Source organism: Novosphingobium rosa NBRC 15208, from assembly GCF_001598555.1.
Classification (GTDB): Bacteria; Pseudomonadota; Alphaproteobacteria; order Sphingomonadales; family Sphingomonadaceae; genus Novosphingobium; species Novosphingobium rosa.
Genome location: NZ_BCZE01000010.1, coordinates 84933 through 110702, shown reverse-complemented (window position 1 = coordinate 110702; position 25770 = coordinate 84933). Strand labels below are relative to the sequence as shown.

Annotated in this window: 21 protein-coding genes and 1 tRNA gene; 8 read left to right on the top strand and 14 right to left on the bottom strand. The window is 65.1% G+C overall.

The window, feature by feature from the left end; genetic code table 11:
• Positions 1-45: 45 nt before the first annotated feature.
• From SR3_RS04980 to phoB, 5 genes are all read left to right on the top strand, one after another.
• The gene (locus tag SR3_RS04980; protein ID WP_068081600.1) at positions 46-726 is read left to right on the top strand and encodes a Fe2+-dependent dioxygenase; all 681 of its coding nucleotides are present in this window, start codon (positions 46-48) and stop codon (positions 724-726) included.
• Entirely contained in the window at positions 723-1817 is a 1095-nt protein-coding gene (locus SR3_RS04975; protein WP_245653777.1) for an alpha-hydroxy acid oxidase, read from the top strand. The genes SR3_RS04980 and SR3_RS04975 overlap by 4 nt, the downstream gene beginning before the upstream one ends.
• A 123-nt stretch (positions 1818-1940) precedes the next feature.
• Positions 1941-3146 (top strand): sensor histidine kinase, encoded by a 1206-nt coding sequence (locus SR3_RS04970; protein WP_245653776.1) that lies wholly within the window; start codon positions 1941-1943, stop codon positions 3144-3146.
• 184 nt (positions 3147-3330) lie between these two features.
• Positions 3331-4011 carry a phosphate signaling complex protein PhoU gene (gene phoU / locus SR3_RS04965; RefSeq protein ID WP_068081591.1) on the top strand — a complete coding sequence of 227 codons (681 nt, stop codon included), beginning with the start codon at positions 3331-3333 and terminating at the stop codon, positions 4009-4011.
• 81 nt (positions 4012-4092) lie between these two features.
• A complete protein-coding gene (gene phoB / locus SR3_RS04960; protein ID WP_068081588.1) occupies positions 4093-4782 on the top strand; it encodes a phosphate regulon transcriptional regulator PhoB in 690 nt (229 codons plus the stop codon).
• 74 nt (positions 4783-4856) lie between these two features.
• Here phoB and SR3_RS04955 read toward each other — a convergent pair whose 3' ends face one another.
• The gene (locus SR3_RS04955; protein WP_068081585.1) at positions 4857-6359 is read right to left on the bottom strand and encodes an amino acid permease; all 1503 of its coding nucleotides are present in this window, start codon (positions 6357-6359) and stop codon (positions 4857-4859) included.
• Between the two features lie 185 nt (positions 6360-6544).
• Here SR3_RS04955 and panB point away from each other — a divergent pair, with 185 nt between their 5' ends.
• Together panB and SR3_RS04945 are read left to right on the top strand one after the other, a co-directional pair.
• Positions 6545-7414, top strand: coding sequence for a 3-methyl-2-oxobutanoate hydroxymethyltransferase (panB, locus tag SR3_RS04950; RefSeq protein WP_068081810.1), 870 nt, complete (start codon positions 6545-6547; stop codon positions 7412-7414).
• 8 nt (positions 7415-7422) lie between these two features.
• On the top strand, positions 7423-8475 hold the full coding sequence (locus SR3_RS04945) for a DUF475 domain-containing protein (protein ID WP_307558956.1): 1053 nt from the start codon (positions 7423-7425) through the stop codon (positions 8473-8475).
• Between the two features lie 202 nt (positions 8476-8677).
• On the opposite strand, the gene prsR is transcribed toward SR3_RS04945, so the two are convergent.
• From prsR to efp, 6 genes are all read right to left on the bottom strand, one after another.
• The gene (prsR, locus tag SR3_RS04940) at positions 8678-10060 is read right to left on the bottom strand and encodes a PEP-CTERM-box response regulator transcription factor (protein ID WP_068081582.1); all 1383 of its coding nucleotides are present in this window, start codon (positions 10058-10060) and stop codon (positions 8678-8680) included.
• A complete protein-coding gene (gene prsK / locus SR3_RS04935) occupies positions 10057-12165 on the bottom strand; it encodes an XrtA/PEP-CTERM system histidine kinase PrsK (protein WP_068081579.1) in 2109 nt (702 codons plus the stop codon). The genes prsR and prsK overlap by 4 nt, the downstream gene beginning before the upstream one ends.
• Positions 12166-12172: 7 nt before the next feature.
• Positions 12173-13558 carry a TIGR03013 family XrtA/PEP-CTERM system glycosyltransferase gene (locus tag SR3_RS04930; protein WP_068081576.1) on the bottom strand — a complete coding sequence of 462 codons (1386 nt, stop codon included), beginning with the start codon at positions 13556-13558 and terminating at the stop codon, positions 12173-12175.
• 214 nt (positions 13559-13772) lie between these two features.
• Positions 13773-13856, bottom strand: a tRNA-Leu gene (locus tag SR3_RS04925).
• Between the two features lie 123 nt (positions 13857-13979).
• On the bottom strand, positions 13980-14801 hold the full coding sequence (locus tag SR3_RS04920; protein ID WP_068081573.1) for an inositol monophosphatase family protein: 822 nt from the start codon (positions 14799-14801) through the stop codon (positions 13980-13982).
• A gap of 58 nt (positions 14802-14859) precedes the next feature.
• Positions 14860-15423 (bottom strand): elongation factor P, encoded by a 564-nt coding sequence (gene efp, locus SR3_RS04915; protein WP_068081569.1) that lies wholly within the window; start codon positions 15421-15423, stop codon positions 14860-14862.
• Between the two features lie 114 nt (positions 15424-15537).
• On the opposite strand from efp, the gene SR3_RS04910 reads away from it, so the two are divergent.
• On the top strand, positions 15538-15888 hold the full coding sequence (locus SR3_RS04910) for a hypothetical protein (protein WP_245653775.1): 351 nt from the start codon (positions 15538-15540) through the stop codon (positions 15886-15888).
• Between the two features lie 99 nt (positions 15889-15987).
• Here SR3_RS04910 and SR3_RS04905 read toward each other — a convergent pair whose 3' ends face one another.
• From SR3_RS04905 to tkt, 7 genes are all read right to left on the bottom strand, one after another.
• Complete coding sequence (locus SR3_RS04905; protein WP_068081566.1) at positions 15988-17952, bottom strand: OPT family oligopeptide transporter; 1965 nt, start codon at positions 17950-17952, stop codon at positions 15988-15990.
• Positions 17953-18042: 90 nt separating this feature from the next.
• Positions 18043-18774 carry a thiamine phosphate synthase gene (gene thiE / locus SR3_RS04900; protein WP_084454941.1) on the bottom strand — a complete coding sequence of 244 codons (732 nt, stop codon included), beginning with the start codon at positions 18772-18774 and terminating at the stop codon, positions 18043-18045.
• Between the two features lie 335 nt (positions 18775-19109).
• Positions 19110-20021: a class I fructose-bisphosphate aldolase gene (locus SR3_RS04895; RefSeq protein WP_068081562.1), complete on the bottom strand. Its 912-nt coding sequence runs from the start codon at positions 20019-20021 to the stop codon at positions 19110-19112.
• Positions 20022-20135: 114 nt separating this feature from the next.
• Positions 20136-21161 carry an acyltransferase family protein gene (locus SR3_RS04890; RefSeq protein ID WP_068081559.1) on the bottom strand — a complete coding sequence of 342 codons (1026 nt, stop codon included), beginning with the start codon at positions 21159-21161 and terminating at the stop codon, positions 20136-20138.
• Between the two features lie 101 nt (positions 21162-21262).
• A complete protein-coding gene (locus SR3_RS04885) occupies positions 21263-22462 on the bottom strand; it encodes a phosphoglycerate kinase (RefSeq protein WP_068081556.1) in 1200 nt (399 codons plus the stop codon).
• A gap of 114 nt (positions 22463-22576) precedes the next feature.
• Positions 22577-23584: a type I glyceraldehyde-3-phosphate dehydrogenase gene (gene gap, locus SR3_RS04880; protein ID WP_068081553.1), complete on the bottom strand. Its 1008-nt coding sequence runs from the start codon at positions 23582-23584 to the stop codon at positions 22577-22579.
• 41 nt (positions 23585-23625) lie between these two features.
• A complete protein-coding gene (gene tkt / locus SR3_RS04875; protein ID WP_068081550.1) occupies positions 23626-25626 on the bottom strand; it encodes a transketolase in 2001 nt (666 codons plus the stop codon).
• Between the last annotated feature and the right edge of the window lie 144 nt (positions 25627-25770).

Below are 25770 nucleotides of genomic sequence, written 5' to 3'. Positions count from 1 at the left end.
CGCCCCGGCCCAAAGACCCGCCGTCATCCCCGCGAAAGACCATCCATGCTGCTGCACATCCCTGCCCTGCTGAGCGCCGAAGACCTGCAACAGGCCCTCGCCCTGCTGGAGGCGGCGGAATGGCAGGATGGCCGCGCCACTGCCGGGCATCGCGCTCAGGGCGTCAAGCGCAACCAGCAATTGCCCGCAGACAGCCCTCAGGCCCAGCAGCTGGGTGCGCTGATCGGCAACCGCCTGATGCGCAATCCATCCTTCCTGTCCGCCGCCTTGCCGCTGCGCATGGTGCCCCCCCGCTTCAACCGCTATGAGGGCGAGGGCGAATACGGCAACCATGTCGACAATGCGATCTTCCCGATCCCCGGCACCGCGCAGAGCGTGCGCACCGATTGCTCGATGACCGTCTTCCTGAGCGAACCCGAAGACTATGACGGCGGCGAACTCATCATTCAGGACACCTTCGGCCAGCAGCAGGTCAAACTGCCCGCAGGCGACGCCGTGCTGTATCCCGGCACCAGCCTGCACCGCGTGACGCCGGTGATGCGCGGCGCGCGCCTCGCCTCGTTCCTCTGGGTGCAGAGCCTTGTGCCGCAGGACCACCGCCGAAGGTTGCTTTACGATCTGGACCAGTCGATCCAGAGCTTGTCCGCCGACCATCCTGACCACGAAAGCGTCGATAGCCTTACCAACGTCTATCACAATCTGCTGCGCGAATGGTCGCTGACATGAGCGCTCTGCCCGACGATATCCACACGCTGGCCGATTACGAAAGACATGCCGCCACCCGCCTGCCCCCCGCCGTCTGGGGCCATATTCAGGAGGGCAGCGGCTTTCACGGCGCCCCCGACAACGACCGCGTCGCGCTCGATCGCCTAAAGCTGCTGCCCCGCCGCCTGACCGATCTGCGCGGCGGCTCGACCGCGATCAGCCTTTTCGGCCAGCATCACGCCGCGCCGATTCTGCTGGCCCCCGTCGCCTATCAGCGCTTGGCGCATCCCGAAGGCGAGTTGGCCACCGTGCGCGCGGCCACCGCCATGGGCCTGTCGATGATCCTCAGCACCCTGTCGAGCGTCACGCTGGAAGAGGTGGCGCAGGCCGCGCGGGATGCCGCCCGCCAACTGGCTCAGCCCGAGGTGCCGCACTGGTTCCAGCTCTATGCCCAGCCTGACAGAGACCACACGCTGGCGCTGATCCGCCGCGCAGAAGATGCGGGCTATCAGGCCATCGCCTTCACCGTCGATGCGGCAGTCAAACGCGCAGGCTTTCCGCTACCCCCGGGTGTCGAGGCCGCCAATCTGCGCGGCTTCCCCACGCAACAGCAGGTCACCAACCATGGCGCGATCCTCTTCGGCACCCCGCTGACCGAGAACGCTCCCCGCTGGGAGGATCTCGCGTGGCTACGCCAACACACCAGCCTGCCGCTGCTGATCAAGGGCCTCGCCGCCCCCGAGGATGCGCGCATGGCCGCCGAAATGGGCGCCGACGCCGTGGTCATCTCGCACCACGGCGGACGCGTTCTTCCCGGCATGCCCTCCGCTTTGGAGCTGATCGCGCCAATCCGCGAAGCCGTCGGCCCCACCTTCCCGCTGCTGGTCGATGGCGGCCTGCGTTCAGGCACAGATATCGCCAAGGCGCTGGCGCTGGGCGCGCAAGCCGTGCTGGTCGGGCGGCCGCAAATGCATGCGCTGGCGGTCGGAGGCTTCACCGGCGTCGCCCATATGCTGCACATTGTGCGCGCGGAACTGGAACTCGCCATGGCGCAACTGGGCTGCGCCAGCGTCTCCGCCCTTGGCCCCCGGCATCTGTTTCGCGGCCCCTGATTCCTCCCCGGCCATCGACAGGGCGAAGATTGACATGGCCCTGTCACACACAGAATACATGACGCGCTTTCGCGATCATGGCCATCGGGGCCGACCACGCACAACTGGAAGGCGGCCCGGCGGATGAGCGGCAACCGGCAGATCCCCTGGGCAGGCATGTTGCTGGCCCTGCTGACGAGCATATGCTTGGTCTGGGCCAGCGTCTCGCTGCTGATCGTGGCGGTGGTGGCCGGCGTGTGGTTCTTCTCGCTCTGGGCCGACCGGCTGCGCAGCATGGAAGAGGAGCCCGCGCGCCAGCCCATCTCCGAAAGGCCCGACCTCGACGCCATTGCCCGCAACGCCATGGAAGCCACCGTCGAATCGGTGAGCATCCCCATGATCCTTACCGATGAGACCCGCATCCGCGCCGCCAACGCCGCCGCCCGCGCCGTGCTGGGCAAGCATCTGGTGGGGCAGGATACACGCATCGCCTTGCGCCATCCCGATGCGATCCGCCTGCTCGACCAGCCCGATGGCTCGACCGTGACCGTGCCCGCGCTGACGGTCAGCGACAGCGTGTGGCATCTCACGCGCCACGGCATCGATGCCCGCTACCGCGTGATCGAGATGCGCGACCGCACCGCCGAGGCCGACATCAGCCGCGCCCACACCGATTTCGTGGCCAATGCCAGCCATGAGCTGCGCACGCCGCTCTCCTCGATCATCGGCTATGTCGAGACGCTGAGCGATGCGGGGGACAAGGTGGATGGCGCGCTCACCCAGCGTTTCCTTGGCACTGTCCTGCGCGAGGCGCGGCGCATGCAGACGCTGCTGGCCGATCTGATGTCGCTCTCGCAGCTGGAGGCGGAAAAGCACGATCTGCCCGAGACGCGCATCGAACTGCCGCAGCTGGCTCAGCGCGTGGTACGCGAGTTCGCGCCCGCCCCGGGCGGCGCCATCCGCGTGGAGTTCGAAAAGGGCGAGGATGCCCCCGTGGTGCGCGGCGACGCCAAGCAGCTCGAACAATTGCTGCGCAACTTCATCGACAACGCCCTGAAATATGGCGACGGCGAAACCCCGGTGCGCGTGGTTCTCAAGCCCGCGCCGCGCAACATGACCGAAGTGAGCGTGACTGACACCGGCGCGGGAATCGCGCCCGAACATCTTCCTCACCTTACCCGCCGCTTCTACCGCACCGATCCGGGCCGCAGCCGGGCGGCGGGCGGCACGGGGCTGGGTCTGGCGATCTGCAAGCATATCGTCGAGCGGCATCGCGGGCGGCTCGATATCGCCAGCAAGCTTGGCGTGGGCACCACCGTCAGCGTGAGACTGCCGCTCGCCGCCGATTAGGACTTTTCAACGCGAAAAGTTACAGATCGTCACATTACTGTCACCATATTTCGTCAGGGATGCAGGCGTAAACACAGGCTGCGATAGCCTTTGTGACGTTTTTGTGACAGATATTCAGCGAGCGATTATCGCAGGAATTGATGGCGAGATTGGGCCGGCGTTTCGGCCAGAGTGAGGTTGCGCGGTGGTTGAGCATACGGTCAAGGCGTTCGATGAAGACATTACCCGCCTGCGCGGTCTGATCGCGGAAATGGGCGGCCTGGCCGAAGTGGCCATCAGCGAGGCCATGGCCTCTTTGGTCAAGGGCTCCACCACGCTGGCCGATGCAGTGATCGCGCGTGACAAGAAGATCGATGCGCTCGAAGCCCAGGTCGACAAGCTGGCGGTGCGGGTGATTGCCCTGCGCGCGCCCATGGCTGACGATCTGCGCGAGGTGATCGCGGCGCTGAAAATCGCGGGCATTCTCGAACGCATCGGCGATTATGCCAAGAACATCGCCCGCCGCACTGGGCGCATCACCGATCGCGACCGTTTCGGCCCCTTCCCGCTGATCCCCGCCATGGCCGAGATCGCCGCCGAAATGGTCCATGACGTGCTCAGCGCCTATGCCGCGCGCGACCCCAATCTGGCGATGGAGATCGTCGAGCGCGACGCCAAGGTCGATGCCTTTTACGACAGCATCTTCCGCAATCTGGTCAGCCACATGGTCGAAAAGCCCGAAAGCGTGGGCACGGCGGCGCATCTGCTGTTCGTGGCCCGCAATCTGGAACGCATCGGCGACCATGCCACCAATCTTGCCGAACAGGTCTATTTCGCCGCCACCGCCGACTATCTGGGCGAGCGCGGCGACCGGCCCGAAAACTGAGATTTTTAAATGACCGCGTTTTCGGAAGTCACCGGATGTTCCATCCGGTTCGAAAACGCTCAACAGGGAGGACACCACCCCATGAATCCGCCCCGTCTGCTGCTGGTCGAGGATGATCCAGCGCTTGCCGAACTGCTCGAATTCCGCTTCCGCGCGGAAGGCTATGGCGTCTCGGTCACCCCCGATGGCGACGAAGCCCTGCTGCTGGCCGCCGAGGAAATTCCCGACCTCGTCATCCTCGACTGGATGATCGAGGGCACCAGCGGGATCGAGGTCTGCCGCCGCCTGCGCCGCGACAAGGCCACCGCCCATGTGCCGATCATCATGCTGACCGCGCGCGGCGCGGAAGACGACATGATCCGCGGCCTGGAAACCGGTGCCGACGATTACCTCACCAAGCCCTTCTCGCCGCGCGAGCTGATCGCCCGCGTCGCCGCGATCATGCGCCGCATCCGCCCCGCCCTTGCCGGCGAGCTGGTGACGGTGGGCGATCTGACGCTGGACGCGACGGCCCATCGGGTCACCCGCCGCAGCCAGATCATCTCGCTGGGGCCGACGGAGTTCCGCCTGCTCAAGTTCTTCATGGAGCATCCGGGCCGCGTCTTCTCGCGCGGGCAGCTGCTCGATGCGGTGTGGGGCACGGACAGCGACATCGAACTGCGCACGGTGGACGTTCATATCCGCCGCCTGCGCAAGGGCATCGAGCAGGAAGGCGCGCCCGATCCGGTGCGCACGGTCCGCTCGGCGGGTTACGCGCTCGAAGCGGTGTGATCTGACACACAGGGTAAAAACAAAAAGGCCGGGGCGAACACCCCGGCCTTTCTTTTGGCAATCATCACGGACGATCAGGCTTCGTCGCCCGGCTCCGTACCAAGGCCGACATGGCTGTGCTTCTTGCCATAGGCAAAATAGATCACCAGACCGAATGCCGCCCAGCTGAAGAACAGCAGCAGCGTGTAGAACGACAGGCTGAAGAACAGATAGATGCAGCCGATCAGCGAGATCGCAGCGACAACGTTCACCGCCGGCGTGCGGAAAGGACGCGGACGATCGGGATCCGTGCGACGCAGCACCGGCACGGCGATCGTCACCATGGCGAAGGCGAACAGCGTGCCCGAGTTCGACACATCGGCCAGCAGACCCACCGGGAAGAAGGCGGCGAAGACCGTCACGAAGATGCCGGTGGCGATGGTCACCACATGCGGCGTCTTGAACTTGGGGTGGACGTTGCTCAGCTTGGCGGGCAGCAGGCCGTCGCGGCTCATCACGAAGGCGATGCGCGTCTGGCCGTAGATCATCATCAGAATCACCGAGGGCAGCGCCATGATGGCGGCCAGGCCCACGAAATTGCCGATCTTGGGAAAGCCGATCTGGCGCAGCGTCCAGGCCAGAGCCTCCTTCGAGCAGACCACAGCCTGGCCGTTGATCTTGCCGCAGGCGTCGGTCAGTGCGGTCGAACCGGTCGGCAGGGCATGCCCCATCGAGTCGAGCATAGGCTGGGCGCCCACGCTGCCGATCACGCCGGCGGCGACCAGAATGTAGAACAGGGTGCAGATGGCAAGGCTGCCGATCAGGCCGATGGGCATGTTGCGCTGGGGGTTCACCGTCTCTTCAGCGGCCGTCGAAACCGCGTCGAAACCGACATAGGCAAAGAAGATCGAGGCCGCCGCCGCCGACACGCCGCCAAAACCGGTGGGCATGAAGGGGGTGAAATTCGCGCCCTTGATCACCGGCAGCGCCAGCAGGCAGAACACCGTCAACGCAGTGATCTTGATCACCACCAGAATGGCGTTGACCGTGGCGCTCTCCGTGGTGCCCAGCACCAGCAGGGCGGTGGTCGCCGTGGCGATCAGCATGGCGGGCAGGTTGACGATGCCGCCAGCCGTGGGGCCATTGGCCAGCGCGTGGGGGATCACGATGTTGGGCAGAAAATCCGCATAATCATGCAGATGGCCCAACATGCCGGTAAAATAGCCCGACCAGCCGACCGAGACCGCGCCTGCCGCAATGGCATATTCCAGCACCAGCGCCCATCCGACCATCCAGGCCACCAGCTCGCCCATCACGGCATAGGAATAGGTGTAGGCCGAACCCGAGACCGGCACCATGCTGGCCATTTCGGCATAGCACAGGGCTGCCACGGCGCAGACGAAACCGGCGATGATAAAGCTGACCATCATGCCGGGGCCCGCCTTTTGCGCGGCCTCGGCGGTGAGAACAAAGATACCGGTGCCGATGACCGCACCAACCCCCAGCATCGTCAGCTGGAACGCCCCCAAGGATCGATGGAGCGATTTCTTTTCAGCCGTTGCCAGAATGGCATCCAACGGCTTGACGCGACCAAACATGCATTTCCCCTCGGGCATTGCCTATTGGGTAAGAAAATTAAAGCAACACGCAACATTCGCAAGGGGCATCTGCCCACTCCCCAGACAGAAAGCTGTGAATCCCGGGCATTTGTGGCATTTGGGGGTTGAGCGCTTTGATGCTCCTTGGACTTTCCCCGCCCCTCGCGCTGGTCTATCAGGCTGATATGTCCACGACCTTTCAGCTCGACACCGCCACCAGCAGGGCCAACCCCACACCCGCGCCGGTGAAGCGCCTGACCATTCCGGCGATCCGCCGCCGCAAGAAAAATGGGGAAACGCAGGAGCCTGTGGTGATGCTGACCGCCTATACGGCGCGTCAGGCCCAGCTTCTGGACGAACATTGCGACCTGCTGCTGGTGGGTGATTCGCTGGGTCAGGTGATCTATGGCCTGCCCTCCTCGGTGCCGGTCACGCTCGACATGATGATCGCCCATGGCGCAGCGGTGGTGCGCGGCAGCTGGCATGCCACCGTGCTGGTCGACATGCCCTTCGGCACGTATGAGGGCAGCCCGGCACAGGCTTTCGAAAGCGCCGCGCGCATCCTGAAGGAAACCGGCTGCGCCGGCGTGAAGCTGGAAGGCGGCGAGGCCATGGCCGAAACCGTGCGTTTCCTCACGCAGCGCGGCATCCCGGTGATGGGCCATGTCGGCCTGACGCCTCAGGCGGTGAACCAGCTGGGCGGCTATGGCGCGCGCGGCCGCGACCCTGCCGAGGCCGAGAAAATCCTCAACGACGCCAAAGCTCTGGACGAGGCCGGGGCCTTCTCCATCGTGGTGGAAGGCGTGGTGGAGCCCATCGCCATCGCCATGACGGAGGCGGTGTCCTGCCCGGTGATCGGCATCGGTGGTTCGGCGCGCTGTGACGGTCAGGTCCTGGTGGTCGACGATATGGTCGGCATGTTCGAGCGCGTGCCGCGTTTCGTGAAGCGCTACGCCGATGCGGCCAGCCTGATCTCTCAGGCCGCCGCCGACTATGCGACGGAGGTGCGCAACCGTAGCTTCCCCGGGATCGAACAGACCTATCAGCCCAAGTGACTCGCGCCGTGCTGACCGTTCTGCGCCGCCATTTCACCGGCGCCATCCTGTTCACCCTGCTGTGCCTGATCGGCGCGGCGGCCTATGGCTGGCATGAAAGCGGCAGCGTGGAAGGCACGCTGGCGGTGCTGTGGATCGTCGGCGTGCTGGCGGTGCTGGAGGTGTCGCTCTCCTTCGACAATGCCGTGGTGAATGCCTCGGTGCTGGGCGAGATGGAGGCGGTGTGGCGCAAGCGCTTCCTCACCTGGGGGATGGTGATTGCGGTCTTCGGGGCGCGGGTGGCCTTTCCGCTGGCGATTGTCGGCATCGGCGCGGGGCTTGGCCCGGTGGAGGCGGTGCGCCTCTCGCTGGGCAATCCGGCCGAATATGAGCGGATCGTCAGCGCCGCCCATATCGGCATCGCGGGTTTTGGCGGGGCCTTTCTGGCGCTGGTCGGGCTGAACTTCTTTCTCGATGACGAGAAGGATGTCCATTGGCTGGGCTGGGTCGAGCGGCGGCTGAGCAACCTTGGCGGCGTGCATGCCGTGGGCGTTGCTCTGGTGCTGGGCGTGCTGTTGCTGGTGGCGCGCCAATTGCCCGAGCATGACGGCTTTGTGCTGCTGAGCGCGGGCATTCTGGGCATCGTCACCTTTGTGCTGGTGGAGGCACTGGGCCATTGGCTGGAAAGCCGCGCGGCGGCGCGGGCCGTGGCTGGCGTGGCGGTGCGCGCCGGGTTGGGCAGCTTTCTCTATCTCAATGTGCTGGATACGTCCTTCAGCCTTGATGGCGTGATCGGGGCCTTTGCGCTGTCGAACAACATGGTGGTGATCGCGCTGGGCCTTTCCATCGGGGCGATCTTCGTGCGCTCGCTGACGGTGCTGCTGATCGAGCGCGGGGCGCTCTCCGAATATCGCTATCTGGAGCATGGCGCCTTCTGGGCCATCGTGGCTTTGGGCGGGATCATGCTGACCGGAACGCTGGTGGAAGTGCCCGATGTGCTGACGGGACTTGTGGGCGCGGTGCTGATCGCGGCGTCTCTGGCGTGGTCTCTGCGTTATCGGCGTAAGTTCGGTTCCGAATAAATCAGATCAATCTGGTGAAAACAAACCACTGTGGTTATACTGCAACGCTTCATGTCAATTTTTTGACATTCGACGAAAGCTTGTTGCGAAGCAGCCCGTAGTTTGGCAATCCGTCTCTCGGAAGATAATGGGAGGGGAAGGGCGGCTCCAAGGGCCGCCCTTTTTCACGCCATATCGGTGAATTTTCAGGCCAATCAACGCTTTACCGCGCCGCGCCGCCCTCACCCTGCAAATCATACTGTTTGAGCAGATCGTAAAGCGTCGGGCGACTGATGCCCAGCAGACGCGCCGTGCTGGAAATATTCCCCTCGCTGCGCGCCAGCGCGTGGCGGATCACGTGGCGGTCGGCATTCTCACGCGCGGCCTTCAGATTGAGCGGCAGATCCGCTTCCGCATCCGGCGTGGTCAAATCGAGATCTTCCGCTGTCACCAGCTTGCCATCGGCCATGATCGCGGCGCGCTTCACGCGGTTTTCCAGCTCGCGCACATTGCCGGGCCAGGGCCAGCGATCGATGGCGGTCAGCGCGTCCCCGGCGAAGCCCTTGGCGGGCAGGTTCAACTCGGTGGCGAAGCGCTGCAGAAAGGCGCGGGCCAGCAGCACCGGATCCCCGGGCCGCTCGGCCAGCGAGGGGATCTTCACCACGATCTCCGCAAGGCGATACCACAGATCCTCGCGGAAACGGCCATCGACGATCATCGCCTCCAGGTTCTGATGCGTGGCGCAGACGATGCGCGTGTCCACCGCGATGGGCTTGCGCCCGCCGATGCGCTCGATCACGCGCTCCTGCAGGAAGCGCAGCAATTTGACCTGCAGCGGCAGGGGAATATCGCCGACCTCATCGAGGAACAACGTGCCCCCATGGGCCTGCTCGATCTTGCCCTCGGTGGTTTTCACGGCGCCGGTGAAGGCGCCTTTTTCATGGCCAAAAAGTTCGGACTCCAGCAGGTTTTCGGGGATCGCCGCGCAGTTGATGGCGACGAAGGCCCCTTCCCGCCGGTCGCTGGCCTGATGGAGTCCACGCGCCAGCAACTCCTTGCCGGTGCCGCTGGCGCCCAGCAGCATCACCGAGACATTGGTGCCCGCCACCCGCTCGATGGTGCGGGCCACACGCAGCATTTCGGGCGCGGCGGTGATCATGCCGCCCAGCACACGGTTTTCCGAGCCCACTCTTGCGGCCAGCGCGCGGTTCTCCGCCTCGATCCGCGCCAGCTTGAGGGCGCGGCGCACGATCAGGCCCAGCTCCTCGATGTCGACGGGCTTCTGGTAGAAATCATAGGCCCCGCGCGCGATGGCATTGAGCGCGCTTTCCCGCGCGCCATGGCCGCTCGCCACGATCACCTTGGTCTGCGGGCGCATCGTCATGATGGCGTCCAGCACGGCAAAGCCCTCGCTGGTGCCGTCCGGGTCGGGCGGCAGGCCGAGGTCCAGCGTCACCACCTCGGGCTCGATGGCGCGCATCGCGGCCAGAGCGCTGGCCTTGTCACCCACAACGGTGACGTCGAAATCCTCATAGGCCCATTTGAGCTGGGCCTGAAGACCGGCATCGTCCTCCACAATCAGCAGGCTCGGGCGCTCGCTCATCATGCCACCTTACTCTTCATGTTGGGCCGCTTGTGCATCGCGGCCAGCGGCAGGCGCACCACAAAGCGCGTGCCCACCCCCTCGCGGCTTTCGACCAGAATGTTGCCCTGCATCGCCTTCACCAGCTCGCGCGCCTCATAGACGCCGATGCCAAAGCCCCCCGCCTTGGTCGACACGAAGGGGCGGAACAGGCGGGTGCGCACGAAATCCTCGCTCATCCCACTTCCCGAATCGACCACCTCGATGCGCGCCGCCGCGCCATCCTCGGCGATGGCGATGAAGACCGGGCTGCCGTTTGGGCTGGCTTCCACGGCGTTTTGCAGCAGATGGGTCAACACCTGCTCAATCGAATGGCTGTTGCCCGAAACCACGCAAGGGTCGCGCTCGATCACGCTGACGGGATGACGGCCCTCGAACGGCTTGGCCACCTCACGGGCGATCACGCCCAGCGCCACCGGCTCGACCTTCTCCACCTGCCCGCCATAGCGCGAGAGGCGCGCCACCAGCGTGTTGAGCTTTTCGGCCGAATTGCGCAGCGTCACCAGCATATCGGCGCGGAAGGCCGGATTGTCGGCATGGCGCTCGGCATTGCGGGTGAGCAGGGTGAGCTGGCTCGACAGGTTCTTGATGTCATGCATCACAAAGGCGATGCGGCGGTGGAAATCATCGAAGCGGCTGGCCTCGGCCAGGGCTTCCTGCCCACGGTGCTCGGCCAGATAGGTCGCCAGCTGCTGGCCGACGAGGCGCAGCAGGTCGAAATCCTCCCAGTCCAGCTTGCGCGCCTGAGGCGGGCGGGCCAGCACCACCGCGCCGACCATCCGGTCGTAATGGACCAGCGGCACCAGCGCCCATGCGAGGGGATCGTCGCTGAGCCATGCGGGGATCAGCGCGGCCTCGTCATGCTGGGATTTGCCCTCGCGCAGGTCGTCGAGGTCGATGATGAAATCATGCCCCTCGAAAAAACGCACCGCATCGGGGGACAGCGCCGGACCGGGCACATCGGCCGTGGGCCAATGCCAGCGGGCGGCCAGCACCATATCGCCCAGATCGTCGGGCACCAGCAGCAGGCCTGCCGGGCTGTCGGTGATGTCGGCCACGGCCTGAACGGCGCGCTGATGCAGCGGCGGGGCCTCCTGCGCCTGACTGCCGATGGTGCGGGTAAAGCGCATCCATTCGGCGCGATAATCATAGCGGTGCTGGAACAGATGCTTGACCAGCGTGACCCGCAGCCACCCGCGCAGCCGCCGCGATGGCAGCATCAGCAATGCGGCGGCCGTGGCCAGAATGATGAAGCCATATTGCAGCCAGCGCGCGTAATTGCCCCCGGCATAGGCCAGCCATTGCGCCACGCCGATCATCGCCACAAAGTAAGCGCCGATCACCAGCAGCGAGACCGAATGGAACGTCACCGCGCGCGAGGGGCGCAGCCGCAGCATCGCCTGACCGCGCAGCGCCCCGCCCGCCATCAGCACGGCAAAACCGATGTCGACCACCCCATGAAGGGCGGACAGCTGCACCGGCCAGTCCGAATCGAGATAGGCCACGGTGTAGAGGTTCAGCTCGAACACCCAGACCGCGGCGAAAGCCAGCACCGGCCAGCGCAGCATCGCCCTCGCCTGCGGATCGGCCCCGACATAGAGATTGTGCACCAGCACCAGCGATCCCACCACCGCCAGCATCAGCAGCAGAATGTTGAATCGCGTCAGCGCCGGATCGGCCAGCAGCGTGGGATCGATGCGATATTCCGCCGTCAGCACGGCGGGCACCAGCAGGTCCACCAGCGTCAGCGCCACGATCACCGGGCGCACCGGGCGCACGCTGGTCAGGCGCCCGTCGCTCGCGAAGAGGCGATAGAGCGCGGCCAGCCATGACAGATTGCGCAGCGCCAGCAGGCCGGTGGTGACCAGGCTGGCATGGCCTTCCACCGCCGTGGAGAGGCACCACAGGGCATGGCACAGGATCGCCGCGATGATCGCCTTGCCCGCCTGACCGAAACGGTGGCGATGGCCCCACAACACGGCGGCCACCGTCACGGCGGCGCAGGCCCCGGCGCCATGGGTGGCGTCGGCGATAACCGGCCAGGGGCCCGAGGAGGGAAGAGCGCTCATCGCGCGCTCAGCGTGCGCCCTCGTGCCAGATCACCACGCGCAGGGTTTGCAGGATAATCAGGACATCGAGGAAGGGAGTGTAATTCTTCACGTAATAAAGGTCATATTCCAGCTTGTTGCGGGAATCCTCGATCGAGGCGCCATAGGGATAGTTGACCTGCGCCCAGCCCGTGATGCCGGGCTTCACCATGTGGCGCTCGGCGTAGTAGCGCAGCTTTTCCTCCAGATCGGCGACGAATTCCGGGCGTTCGGGGCGCGGGCCCACGAAGCTCATTTCGCCCTTCAGCACCGTCCAGGCCTGAGGCAGTTCGTCGACGCGGATCTTGCGGATGAAATTGCCGACGCGGGTCACGCGCGGGTCGTTCTTGGTGGCCCATTGCGCGCCATTGGCCTCGGCATCCACCCGCATCGAGCGCAGCTTGATGACATCGAAATGCTGGCCATAGAGCCCGACGCGCTTCTGGCGGAAGAAGGCGGGGCCCCTGCTGTCCAGCTTCACCACCAGCGCGAAGAAGAGGATGATCGGCGCCGTCAGCGTGAGCAGCAGCAGGCTCAGCACGATATCGAAAAGGCGTTTCGCCGCACTGGAAAAGGACCGACCCGAGGAAAAACCGTCCGAAAAGATCAGCCAGCTGGGATTGACCGTATCGAGGTCCACGCGGCCCGTCTCGCGCTCCACGAAGGAGGAGAAGTCGTTCACATGGACGCCCGCTGTCTTGATGCGCAGCAGATCCTTCAGGGGCAGCGCGTTGCGCCGCTCCTCCAGCGCCAGCACCACCTCGGACACGCCCAGATTTTCCACATGGCGCTTGAGGTTATGGATCGCGCTACGCGGGATCGCCTCTTCCACGATATGGCTGCCCTCGCTCATGCCGACATAGCCGACGATGGCGAAGCCTGCCGAACCGCTTTCGGCCAGCAGACGCAGGCGCTGTGCGCGGGCGCCCGCGCCCAGCACCAGCACGCGGCGGCGAAAGGCCGAGGCGCCCAGAATGCCGCCCACCAGCAGGCGGTTGGCCACCAGCAGCACGATGGCCGCCACCATTCCGTAAAACAGGGTGGAGCGCCAGAAATCATGCCCGCCGGTCAGCGAATTGAGCAGCGCCAGCGCGATGATGCCCAGTGAGACCGCCACCAGCAGACGCGCCGAGGCAAAGCGCACCGAACGCAGCGCGTCGGCGCCATAAACGCCCACGGAAATCATGGCGGTGAGGATCATGACGGTAAACACCGCCAGTGGGCGCAACCGCTCATCGACCGGCCCGGAGGCCATGCCGAGCTGCTCCGCACGCAGACGCCAGGCGAAATCGCCCGCCATCATCAGCAGGCCCAGATCGATCAGGCCAAGCAGCAGCACGGCATGGGGAATATAATGCTTGAACAAGCGGATCATGGCTTTGCCGTTTTAACCTCCGACCCCGATACGGATCTTGCCGAGGGGTTTAGGCGCAAAGCCGTAAAATGTCGGTAAACCTGACAGGAGCGCCAGACCGCCTCACGAGCAAGAATGCGACATAGATATCGGAAAGTACAGGCTTTGCGCCTGCTGCCTGTCGCCAGATTTTACAGGTCTCGTCTGATCCGGCGGCTAAAAGCCGATCAGGAAATGGTGCCCCCGGCCCGACTCGAACGGGCACATCTCTCGACAACCGATTTTGAGTCGGTCGCGTCTACCATTCCGCCACGGGGGCACTGCAGCAAGAGCAGACTGTCTTGCGCGTCAGCCCGCCAGGCGGGCTCGATATAGGCACCGCCTAGCGGACCTTGCGCCGGGGATCAATGCCAGAAAGCATCAATCCCCGGCCAAATCATGCTCAATCCTTGAGCGCGGTCGCCACGATCTTGTGCAGGCGCGAGTGCAGCGCATCGTTGCCCGCCAGCAGCTGGGCATCGCAGATCGGCTGCGACACGCCGCGCCAGTCGGAGACGAAACCGCCCGCCTCACGCACCAGCAGGCAGCCTGCCGCCGTGTCCCAGGGCTTGAGGTTGCTTTCCCAGAAGCCCTCGTAACGGCCCGAGGCCACCCAGGCCAGATCCAGCGCCGCCGCGCCAAAGCGGCGGATGCCCGCCACCTGAGGCGCCAGGGCGGCATAGATCTTCTGCCATTCCAGCGTGTCGCCATGGCCCGCGAAGGGGATGCCGGTGGCGATCAGGCTCTCGTCGAGATGACGGCGGCCCGAAACGCGCAGGCGGCGGTCATGCAGCCATGCGCCGCGCGCCTTTTCGGCCCAGAAGCTCTCGTCGGTGATCGGCTGATAGATCAGGCCCGCGATCACATCGCCCCAGCCATTGCCGTCCAGACGCGGTTCCTGCGCCGCGATCGAGATCGCGAAATGCGGGATGCCGTGCAGGAAGTTGCTGGTGCCGTCGAGCGGATCGATGATCCAGCGCGGCTTGGTGGGATCGCCCTCGATGATGCCGCCCTCTTCCAGCACGAAGCCCCAATCGGGGCGCGCGGCGCGCAGCTCGTCATAGATGGTGCGCTCGCTCGCCTGATCGGCGCGGCTGACGAAATCGGCAGGGCCCTTGCGGCTGACCTGAAGGTGCTCCACCTCGCCGAAATCGCGGCGCAGGCGCTGGCCTGCCTTGCGCGCGGCGCGCTCCATCACGCGGATAAGACCTGAAACGACACTCACTGGGCAAATTCCCGAATTAGAAAGAAGGGGGCGGCGCGCGAAACGCCGCCCGGAACAATCAGTCGGCCTTGCCGACGTAGCTGCGCTCGTAAACGTTCACGACGATGCGCGTGCCCGAGCTGATATGGGGCGGCACCATCACGCGCACGCCATTGTCGAGCAGCGCGGGCTTGTAGGACGACGAGGCGGTCTGCCCCTTCACCACGGCGTCGGCTTCCACGATGGTGGCTTCCACCTGATCGGGCAGCTGCACGCTGATCGGGCGCTCGTCATACATTTCGAGCACGGCGGTCATGCCGTCCTGCAGGAAGGCGGCGGCATCGCCCAGCAGATCGCTCGGCAGGGTGATCTGGTCGTAGGTCTCCACGTCCATGAACACCAGATCGTCGCCCTCGGGGTACAGGAACTGGAAGTCCTTGGTGTCGAGACGCACGCGCTCCACCGTGTCGGCGCTGCGGAAACGCACATTGGTCTTGCGTCCGTCGATCAGGTTCTTCATCTCGACCTGCATGAAGGCGCCGCCCTTGCCGGGCTGGGTATGCTGGGTCTTGGCGACTTTCCAGATGCCCTTTTCGTATTCCAGAATGTTGCCGGGGCGGATATCGACGCCGCTGATCTTCATGGGGATGAACCTTTGATGCGAAAGAACGAGTTACAGGCCCCGAAAGGCCCGCGCCTGAAAAGCGCAAGCCGCGCCCTTAGCGCGAGTGGACGCCCGTGGCAATCCGGGGCGTTCATGGCCTTGATGGCCATCTTCGGGACGAGTCTGCCCGCGCAAGCCAGCGAGATCGGCCAGGTGGCCGTGATGAAGCAGGGCGACTATCAATGCGAAACGCCCGGCAATGCGCTGGGCAAGACCGGCATCCGCCATGAGGATGAGGATTTCACCATCCTCCACGCCTCGGTCTACAGCGTGAAAGGCGGGCGTGGCATCTATCTGCTGACCGGCGACGTGATCCGCTTCACCAGCGGCCCGCGCAAGGGCCAGAAATTCCGCCGCGTGAGCGAGAACTTCCTGCGCAAGACCGATGCGAACGGGAAGGACACCGATATGCGTTGCGTGCGGGCGGTGATGAACAATCAGTAGGGGTAAAAGGGAAGATGCGAGGGGGTTACCCCCTCGCGCTCCCAGAACGTCTTCCGACGACAGGGCAGTGGCGCCCGATCCGGGCGCTTCACCTCCCTGTTACTGCACTGCCTGCTTTTTCACGCGCAGGTAGATCCAGCCAATACCGGCGGCGAAGACGACAATCGCGGCCCCTTCCGCAAAGGGATTCTCGGCAATCACCTGCAGCGGCGTCGCCTTCTGCGTCACGCCGGCCAGCAGCGCGAAAATCACGCCGAACAGGCTTTCACCCACGATCAGACCCGTTGCGGCCAGCATGCCCAGGCGCTCAGCCAGTTCGGGATTGGCGGTGCGCCTGGCCCAGCGGTCATAGGCATGGCCAATCACCGCACCGATGGGGATCAGCAGCGTCAGCGCCATCGGCAAATAGATGCCCATGCCCAGCGCCAGCGGCGGCAGCATGCCCTTGCCGCTTTTGCGCAGCACCTCGTCGATCACGATCACCACAGCACCGATGGCCGCGCCGATACCGATCAGGCTCCAGTCGAGCTGACCGCCCAGCACACCCTGCGCCAGCGTCGAGATCAACGCCGCCTGAGGCGCGGCCAGAGCATTCGGCCCGGCCCCCGGCACGCCGACAAAGCCGAAGCGCTGGTTGAGCAGGCTCAGCACCGGCGGGATCACCAGCGCACCGAAGATCACGCCCAGCACCAGCGCCACCTGCTGACGCCACGGTGTCGCGCCGACCAGTTCGCCGGTCTTCAGATCCTGAAGATTGTCATTGGAGATGGTGGCAACGCCGAAGATGATCGCCGTCACGAACAGCGAAAACGCCACCAGAGCCTTGGTCGCCGCTGGATCAATATCCCGCCCGAAGAAGGCGGCCAGCAGCAACGCAATGCCCAGCGCCGAAATGATCCCCGTGCCCGACACCGGCGAGTTCGACGCACCGATCAGCCCCGCCATATAGCCGCAGACCGAGGCGATCACGATGCCGATCACCAGCACATAGGCGATGGTGGCCAGCAGCACCGGCCAGAAATGCGCCTCGATGGGGCCGCCTCGCGCGAAATCCGCCAGCAGCAGACCGATGGGCAGCATCGCCGCCACGATTACCGCACCCACGATGCCGATGGGCAGGTCGCGCTCGGTCAGCGGCAGCGACGCCCCCTGCCCGGCCTGACGCTGGCGTTGGGCGGCAATGGCCCCCGCAATGCCCTTCACGATGGGGCCAATCACCCGCAGCAGCGTATAGACCGCCGCAATGCCGATGGTGCCCGCGCCGATGATCCGCACCTTCATCTTGAAGGTGGCGCCAATCGCCGCGCCGATCTCGTCGCCCGCAAAACCATGGGTGTAGAAAGGCACCAGCACGCCCCAGCTCAGCAGCATGCCCGCCAGCATCGCGATGCCGACGCCAAGCCCCACCAGATGGCCCACGCCGATCAGTGCCATGGAAAAGCTGGTCGAAACCTGGCTGAGGCTGGAGCCGACGCGGAAGGATTTGGCGGCTTCCTCGGCCACCAGACCCATCTTGGCCAGCAGCGTGTACAGCGCCGACAGCGCCGTGCCGCTGACGATGGCGGAGAGGCCCTTGCGGTTTTCCTCATCCCCCTCGCCCTCGGCGGTCTGCCCGGCGCCGACCTTCAGCACCTCGGCAGCGGCGACGCCTTCGGGATAGGGCAGATCGGTGCCGGTCACCAATGCGCGGCGCAGGGGCACGGAATACATCACGCCCAGAATGCCGCCGACGCCGATCACAGCCACCGATTGCCAATAGGGGAAGTCCACCCACCAGCCGATCATCAGCAGGCCCGGCAGCACGAAGATGATCGCGCTGAGCGTGCCCGCCGCGCTGGCGATGGTCTGGACGATGTTGTTTTCCTGAATGGTCGAGCCGCGCATGGTGCGCAGCACGGCCATGGAAATCACCGCCGCCGGGATCGATGTGGCGAAGGTCAGCCCAATCTTCAGGCCGAGATAGACATTGGCCGCGGTGAAGATCACCGTCAGCAGCGCGCCGAGGATGACGCCGCGCAAAGTCAGTTCGCGCGCGGGCGCGGACGTTGAGGTCTGTGTGGTCATGACGCCTGATGGCACGGCGCATCAGGGCTGAAAAGCCCCGTTCGCGCGCTTGTTGACAGAGATGTCAGCAAGCGCGCGACAGCAGGACGATCAGGCGGCGTGGATCGCCGCGATCAGGGCCTGCACATTGGCCACCTCATCCCCGTCCCAGATGGCGCTGGAGACGGCGAGGAAATCGGCGCCCGCACGCACGATGGGCCCGCAATTCTCGGGCTTGATGCCGCCGATGGCGACGCACGGGATCTCGAAAACCGTCTGCCAGCAGGCCAGCGTCGAGAGCTTGGCGGTGTGCTTGGTTTCCTTGGTGGTGGTGGGATAGAAAGCGCCGAAAGCGACGTAATCGGCGCCGGCCTCGCCCGCGCTCATCGCCAGATGGCGGCTGTCATTGCAGGAGACGCCGATCTGGGCATCGGGACCGAGACGGTCGCGGGCTTCGCGCGGGTCGCCATCCTCCTGGCCCAGGTGGACGCCATCGGCGCCCAGACGCTTGGCGAGGCTGATCGAATCGTTGACGATAAAGGCCACTTCACGCTCGGCGCAGATCGCCTGCAGGGGCGCGGCCAGAGCGGCGGCGGCATGCTCGTCCAGCCCCTTGACGCGGAACTGGAAGGCGGCGACGCCATGCTTGTTCTTCACGCCCGCCTCGATCACGCGGCGCAGGCGCTCGGGGAAATCACCCGTCACATCGAGGGGCGAGATCAGATAGATCTTGGTGCGCGGGCGCAGCTCCGGATCGATCTCGTCGCCGAAGGAGGTTTCGTCGGGCAGGATGCCCGAGTCGAAGGGGTTCTCGAAGTCGTCTTCAAAGGTTTCGTCAGCCATGGGCGCGCTCTAAACCCGCACAGGCGCTGGTGCAACGCCCATTGCGCAGGTGGAGAGTTGCTGCACAAGGATCGGGAGCCGCTGCCCCATCGCCGGAAGACGGTCATGGGAGCGCGAGGGGCGTTTTGTTGGTCGCATTTCTCGAGAGAAATGCTCCGGGCCCCCTCGCATCTTCTTTTCCTGATCCCCTGCCCCAAAACGCGAACGGCGTCGGCCCTCTCTCCCATCGATACCCCCGCACGCAGGGGCAGGAATGGAAAAACGGGCCGACGCCGCTGCTCGCCGAAATGCGGCCGGTGGGCTCGCGGGGCGAGTCCCACCGGCGCTCAGGGCGATTATTCCTTGCCCTTATAGATTTTCACGATCTTGTCGAGCATGGCCATCGCTTCGGCGCGCGGGCGCTGGAAGGTGTTGCGGCCAATGATCGAGCCATTGCCGCCACCGGCCAGAATGTCGCGCGCGTCCTGATAGACGGCATCCGAACCCTTGGTGGCGCCGCCCGAGAAGACCACGAGGCGACGACCCGCGAAGCAGGACTGCACCACATGCCTGACGCGGTCGGCCTGATCGGACCAGTCCTGCCCCGCATAGGCAGCCTTGGCCTCTTCCTGCTCGATATGGGCGCTGGGCAGCTTCACCTTGATGATGTGGGCGCCGATCAGCGTGGCAATATGGGCCGCATAGGCGCCGACATCGAGAGCCAGCTCACCGCTCTTGGGCAGCTTGCCGCCGCGCGGGTAGGACCAGATCACGGTGGCGATGCCGACGCTGGCGGCTTCTTCGCGCAGCTCGCGGATTTCCTCGATCATCTCGAAGACATCGTCCGAACCGGGGTAGATGGTGAAGCCGATGGCCGAGCAGCCCAGGCGCGCGGCGTCGGCCACGCTGCCGGTGACGGCCTGGTTGGCGCTGGTGCCCCAGCTGTTCGAGGAGTTGACCTTCAGGATGGTCGGGATCTGGCCGGCGAACTTGTCAGCGCCGGCTTCGAGCATGCCGAGGGGGGCGGCATAGGCCGAGAGGCCCGCGTCGATGGCCAGCTGATAGTGGTAGTGGGGATCGTAGGCATCGGGGTTCACCGCGAAGGAGCGGGCCGGCCCATGCTCGAAGCCCTGATCGACCGGAAGGATCACCAGCTTGCCGGTGCCACCCAGGCGACCCTGCGACAGGATGCGATAGAGATTGGCCTTCACGCCGGGATTGTCGGACTCATAATTGGCGAGGATCTTTGCCACGGCCTTCGTCGTCATACAGGCTCCTATCGGGGTAAAATTCGGTCAATTTATGCATCGCATAGGTATGCAGTTCCCGTTTGGTAGCTACAAACCTGTTTTTCCGCAACTGCGAGAACGCAGCATGCCAAACTATTTTTGCGCCAAAAAGACACCAAGATGGCGTCCCAGCCAGCGCCGCAGCGGCACGTCCACAAAGCGGGCCAGAAAGGCCGCGCTGCCCAGCGCGGCGATGAGGAACACCGTCAGCGTGAGGCCGACCGGCCAGCCGTGGCCGTAACCGTAGCTGACCACCGGATAGGTCCAGAAGAAATGCACGGCGTAGAGCGGGTAGGAGAGATCGCCCAGCCTTTCACCCCAGCGGGAGAAGGCTCGCGGCATCTCAAACCGGGCGCCCGCCAGCACCAGCGCGGGTGAGAGCAGAAGGATAAAGCCCAGATCGAGCGTAAACCGGCTCCAACCCGAAAGAGGCAGCAACAAGGGCATAAGCCCCAGCGCCAACACCGCCAGCGACCAGCGGCTGACGCGCGGCAGGCGGCCCTCGAGCAGGCGTGAAAGGACCATCCCTGCAAGGAAGGAAAAGATCGTGCGCACCACGCCCAGATGCACATCGTGCCAGCGATAGCCCTGCTTCACGATGGAGGCATTGTCGGCAAAAGGGGTAAGCGCCTGCGTGATCGTCAGATCGGCCACCAGCAGCGCCGCGATCACCCCCAGCATGGCGATCAGCGCGCGCGTGGGGCGGCGGATCGCGAACAACGCCATCAGCATGTTGGCGCCAAACTCCATCAGCAGCGACCAGGCCGGAGGGTTGATCGGCGAAATATCGCGCCCGATCACGCTGGGCAGGAACAACAGATTGGCGGTGAGGCCACTCAGCAGCGTGCCCCAGCCAATGTCGGTGGCGTCGCGCGCCACCAGCCTCGCCAACCAGCCAAAGCACAGCAGCAGCCCGCACAGATGCAGCGGCCAGAGGCGCACAAAGCGCCATGCCAGAAACTCACCATTGCCCAGCCCCGCGGCGAAACGCGGGCGATAGGTGCGGTCCAGCACAAAGCCGGACAGGGCGAAGAAGAAATCCACCGCCAGATAGCCGGCGGGGACCAGCGCATTGCTCAGATGGAAGATCGCAACCGCCAGAGCCGCAAGCCCACGCATTGCATCGAGTGTGACGAAACGATGGCGGGCAGCACGCAGAGGCCCGCCGCCATCCGGCGACGGGCCCTGTGTTGCAGATGTTAAGGAAGCTGGTGGAATGCTCAGATTTCCAGCGCCTTCACGCCGGGCAGCTCGCGCCCTTCCATCCATTCGAGGAAGGCGCCGCCCGCCGTCGAGATGTAGCTGAAGTCATTCGCCACGCCCGCGTGATGCAGCGCCGCCACCGTGTCGCCACCACCGGCGACCGAGACCAGCGATCCTTCCTCGGTCAGCGCGGCGGCGATCTTGGCCAGAGCCACGGTGGCCGCGTCGAAAGGCACGGTTTCAAACGCGCCCATCGGCCCGTTCCACACCAACGTCTTGCAGGTTTTCAGCGCATCGCCGACGGCTTCCACCGCCGTCGGCCCCACGTCGAGGATCATCTCGTCGGCGGCGACCTCATGCACATTGGTGGTGCGCAGGCTGGGCGGGTTGGCGGCGAATTCCTTGGAGACCACCACCTCGTAAGGCAGATGGATGGTGCAGCCCGAAGCGTCGGCGGCATCCATGATCTCCTCGGCGGTGCCGGTCAGATCGTGCTCGCACAGGCTCTTGCCCACATCGACGCCGCGCGCGGCGAGGAAAGTGTTGGCCATGCCGCCGCCAATCACCAGATGATCGACCTGCGTCACCAAATGCTTGAGCACGTCCAGCTTGGAGGACACCTTGGCGCCGCCCACGACAGCCGCCACGGGCTTGACCGGATTGCCCAGCGCCTTTTCCAGCGCCTCAAGCTCGGCCTGCATGCTGCGGCCGGCATAGGCGGGCAGCACATGGGCCAGACCTTCGGTGGAGGCATGGGCGCGATGCGCGGCGGAGAAGGCATCGTTGACATAGATGTCGCCATTGGCGGCGATGGCCTTCACCAGCTCGGGATCGTTCTTTTCCTCGCCGGGCCAGAAGCGGGTGTTCTCAAGGCAGGCCACATCGCCCTCGCCCAGAATGCCCACCGCCTGCTTGACGATGTCGCCCGCGATCTCGGGCACGAACATCACCTCATGGCCCAGCACCTTCTCCACCGCGCCCAGCACGAGGGAAAGCGACTGGTTGGGATCACGCTGCCCCTTGGGGCGGCCGAAATGCGCCAGCAGCAGCACCTTGGCGCCCTTGAGCGAGAGTTCCTTGATCGTCGGCGCGGCGGCGCGCACGCGGGTGTCGTCGGTGACGGCGCCATCCTGCATCGGTAGGTTCAGGTCGACGCGCAGCAGCACAACCTTGCCCTTCACATCACCCAGATCGTCAAGCTTGCGGAAATTGGCCATGGTTTCCCCCAGCCCCTCGGCGCAGATGCGCGGGGCGTCAGAACATCGCCCGGAGCCTAGAACCCCGGGCCATAAAGAGAAAGGGCGGGACTTTCGCCCCGCCCCGCTTTTGGATCAGAGCAGCTTGCCCATCGCACCGGCCGTATCGACCATGCGGTTGGAGAAGCCCCACTCATTGTCGTACCAGCTGAGCACGCGCACCATCTTGCCTTCCAGCACAGCCGTTTCCAGGCTGTCGATGGTCGAGGAGTGCGAGTCATGGTTGAAGTCGCCCGAGACCAGCGGCTCCTCGGTGTAGCCCAGCACGCCCTTGAGCGGACCCTCGGCTGCGGCCTTGAGCAGGCTGTTCACTTCCTCAAGCGTGGTGTCGCGCTTGGGCGTGAAGACCAGATCGACGACCGAGACGTTGGGGGTCGGCACGCGGATCGACGAACCGTCCAGCTTGCCCTTCAGTTCGGGCAGAACCTCGCCCACGGCCACGGCGGCGCCGGTGCTGGTGGGGATCATGTTCAGGGCAGCGGCGCGGGCGCGGCGCGGATCCTTGTGGATCTGGTCGAGGATCTTCTGATCGTTGGTGTAGCTGTGGATCGTGGTCATCAGGCCGCGCTCGATGCCGATGGCTTCGTGCAGCACCTTGGCGAAGGGGGCCAGGCAGTTGGTGGTGCAACTGGCGTTCGAGACGATCAGATGCTCCGAGGTCAGCTTGTCATCGTTGACGCCAAACACGACGGTCAGATCGACCTTCTTGCCGGGCGCCGAGATCAGCACGCGCTTGGCGCCCGCCGTCAGGTGCTTGCCGGCGCTCTCGCGGTCCACGAAGAAGCCGGTGCATTCCAGGGCGATGTCGATGCCCTGCGCGGCATGCGGCAGATTGGCGGGGTCCTTCTCGGCGGTGACGTGGATGCGCTTGCCGTTGATGACCAGATCGGTGCCGTCCACCTCGACGGTGCCGGGGAAGGTGCCATGCACGCTGTCGCGCTTGAAGAGCAGGGCGTTGGCCTTGGCATCGGCCAGATCGTTGATCGAGACCAGTTCCAGACCGCAGTCCGGGCGCTCCAGAATGGCGCGCGCGACGTTACGGCCAATGCGACCGAAACCATTGATCGCTACCTTCACAGCCATGTCTTGCTCCTCAATTGGATGGATTTTTGGGTGTTCTGAAATCAGGCCTTCAGGGCCGCGACGATCTGCGGCGTGATCTTGGGCGCCGTCAGACCGAAGTAATCGTAAAGCGCAGCCGCCGGAGCGCTGGCGCCGAAGGTGTCGATGCCGAAGCGCAGACCGTCAGCGCCGGTGAAGCTTTCCCAACCGAAGGTGGTGCCAGCCTCGATCGAGACCTTCAGCACATCGGCAGGCAGCAGGTCAGCCTGATAGGCGGCGTCCGACGCGCGGAAGCGGCTCATCGAGGGCATGGAGACAACATCGGCGCCGATGCCCTGCTCTTCAAGAGCAGCGCGCACGGCAACCGCGATTTCCACTTCCGAGCCGGTGGCGATCAGCACCACCTTGCGGGGCGCGGTCGCCTCGGCCAGGCGATAGGCGCCCAGCGCCGACAGGTTCTCACCCGACTTACGGACCTGGCTGACATTCTGACGCGTCAGGGCCAGCACGGTCGGGCCGTCATCGTTTTCCAGCGCCAGCTGCCAGCACTCAGCCGTCTCGATGACGTCTGCGGGGCGGAACAGCTCAAGGTTCGGGATCATGCGCATGCTCATCACATGCTCGATGGGCTGGTGCGTGGGACCATCCTCGCCCTGGCCGATCGAGTCATGCGTCAGCACATAGACCACTCGGGCGCGCTGCAAAGCAGACATACGAATGGCATTGCGGCAATAATCGGAAAACACCAGGAAGGTGCCGCCGTAAGGGATGATGCCGCCGTGCAGCGCCATGCCGTTCATCGCGGCGGCCATGCCGAATTCGCGGATGCCGTAATAGACATAGCGACCGCTGTAATCGTCGGAAGTGAGCGGCGTGGTGGCCTTCACCTTGGTGAGGTTCGAGCCGGTGAGATCGGCGCTGCCGCCCACCAGTTCGGGCACCAGCGGCGCCAGCACCTCAAGCGCCAGCTCGCTGGCCTTGCGGGTGGCGACCTTCTGATTGCCGTCCAGCCAGCCCGCGAAAGTGGCCTCCGCCTCTTCCAGCGAGGGCAGTTCGCCAGCCATGCGGCGGCTGAATTCCTGACCCTGAGCATCGGCGGCCAGACGGGCGCTCCATGCGGCATGGGCAGCGGCGCCCTTGCCAGCCAGCGAACGCCAGTCGGCCAGAATGTCGGCGGGCAGCTCGAAGGGCGGCAGGGTCCAGCCCAGCTCGGCGCGGGCGGCGGCGATTTCGGCGTCGCCCAGCGGCGAGCCGTGGACGTTATGGCCACCCTGCTTGTTGGGGGCGCCCTTGCCGATGATGGTGCGGCAGGCGATCAGCGAGGGACGCGGATCGGCGATGGCTTCGCTGATGGCGCGGGCGATGTCGTCGAAATCATGGCCGTCGCACTCCACGACGTGCCAGCCGGTGGCGCGATAGCGGGCCGGAATGTCCTCGCTGGTGGACACGCTGGTGTCGCCGTCGATGGTGATGCGGTTGTCGTCCCACAGCACGTTGAGGCGGCCCAGCTTGAGGTGACCGGCCAGACCGATCGCCTCATGGTTGATGCCTTCCATCAGGCAGCCGTCGCCCGCGATCACGAAGGTGTTGTGATCGACCAGATCGTCGCCGAAGGTGGCGTTGAGGTGGCGCTCGGCGGTGGCGAAGCCAACCGCCATGGCCAGCCCCTGCCCCAGCGGGCCAGTGGTGCATTCCACGCCCGGCAGCTCGAAATTCTCGGGGTGGCCGGCGCAAACGCTGTGCAGCTGGCGGAACTTGCTGATGTCATCCATCGTCGGCTGCTCGTAGCCGGTGAGATGCAGCAGCGAGTAGATCAGCATCGAGCCATGGCCCGCCGACAGGATGAAGCGGTCACGGTCGGCCCAGCGCGGGGCGGCCGGATCGAACTTCAGAAAGCGCGAGAACAGCACCGTCGCCACATCGGCCATGCCCATCGGCATGCCGGGGTGGCCGCTGTTGGCGGCCTGAACGGCATCCATGGAGAGAACGCGGATGGCATTGGCCATCGCCTGCAACCTTGCGTTGTCGAGCTGGGGGGCGTCGAGCGGGGCGGCGATGGTCATACTTTGCTGGCTCCAGATGATACGCGAATCGCGCGGACCTCTTTGCGGATGCACCCTGCCCCGTCAACCGCCCCGGAGGCACAAGGGGAATAATAAGTATGCGGCCATGAATACGAATGTGAGGTGATGCGCCGCTCATCGCCG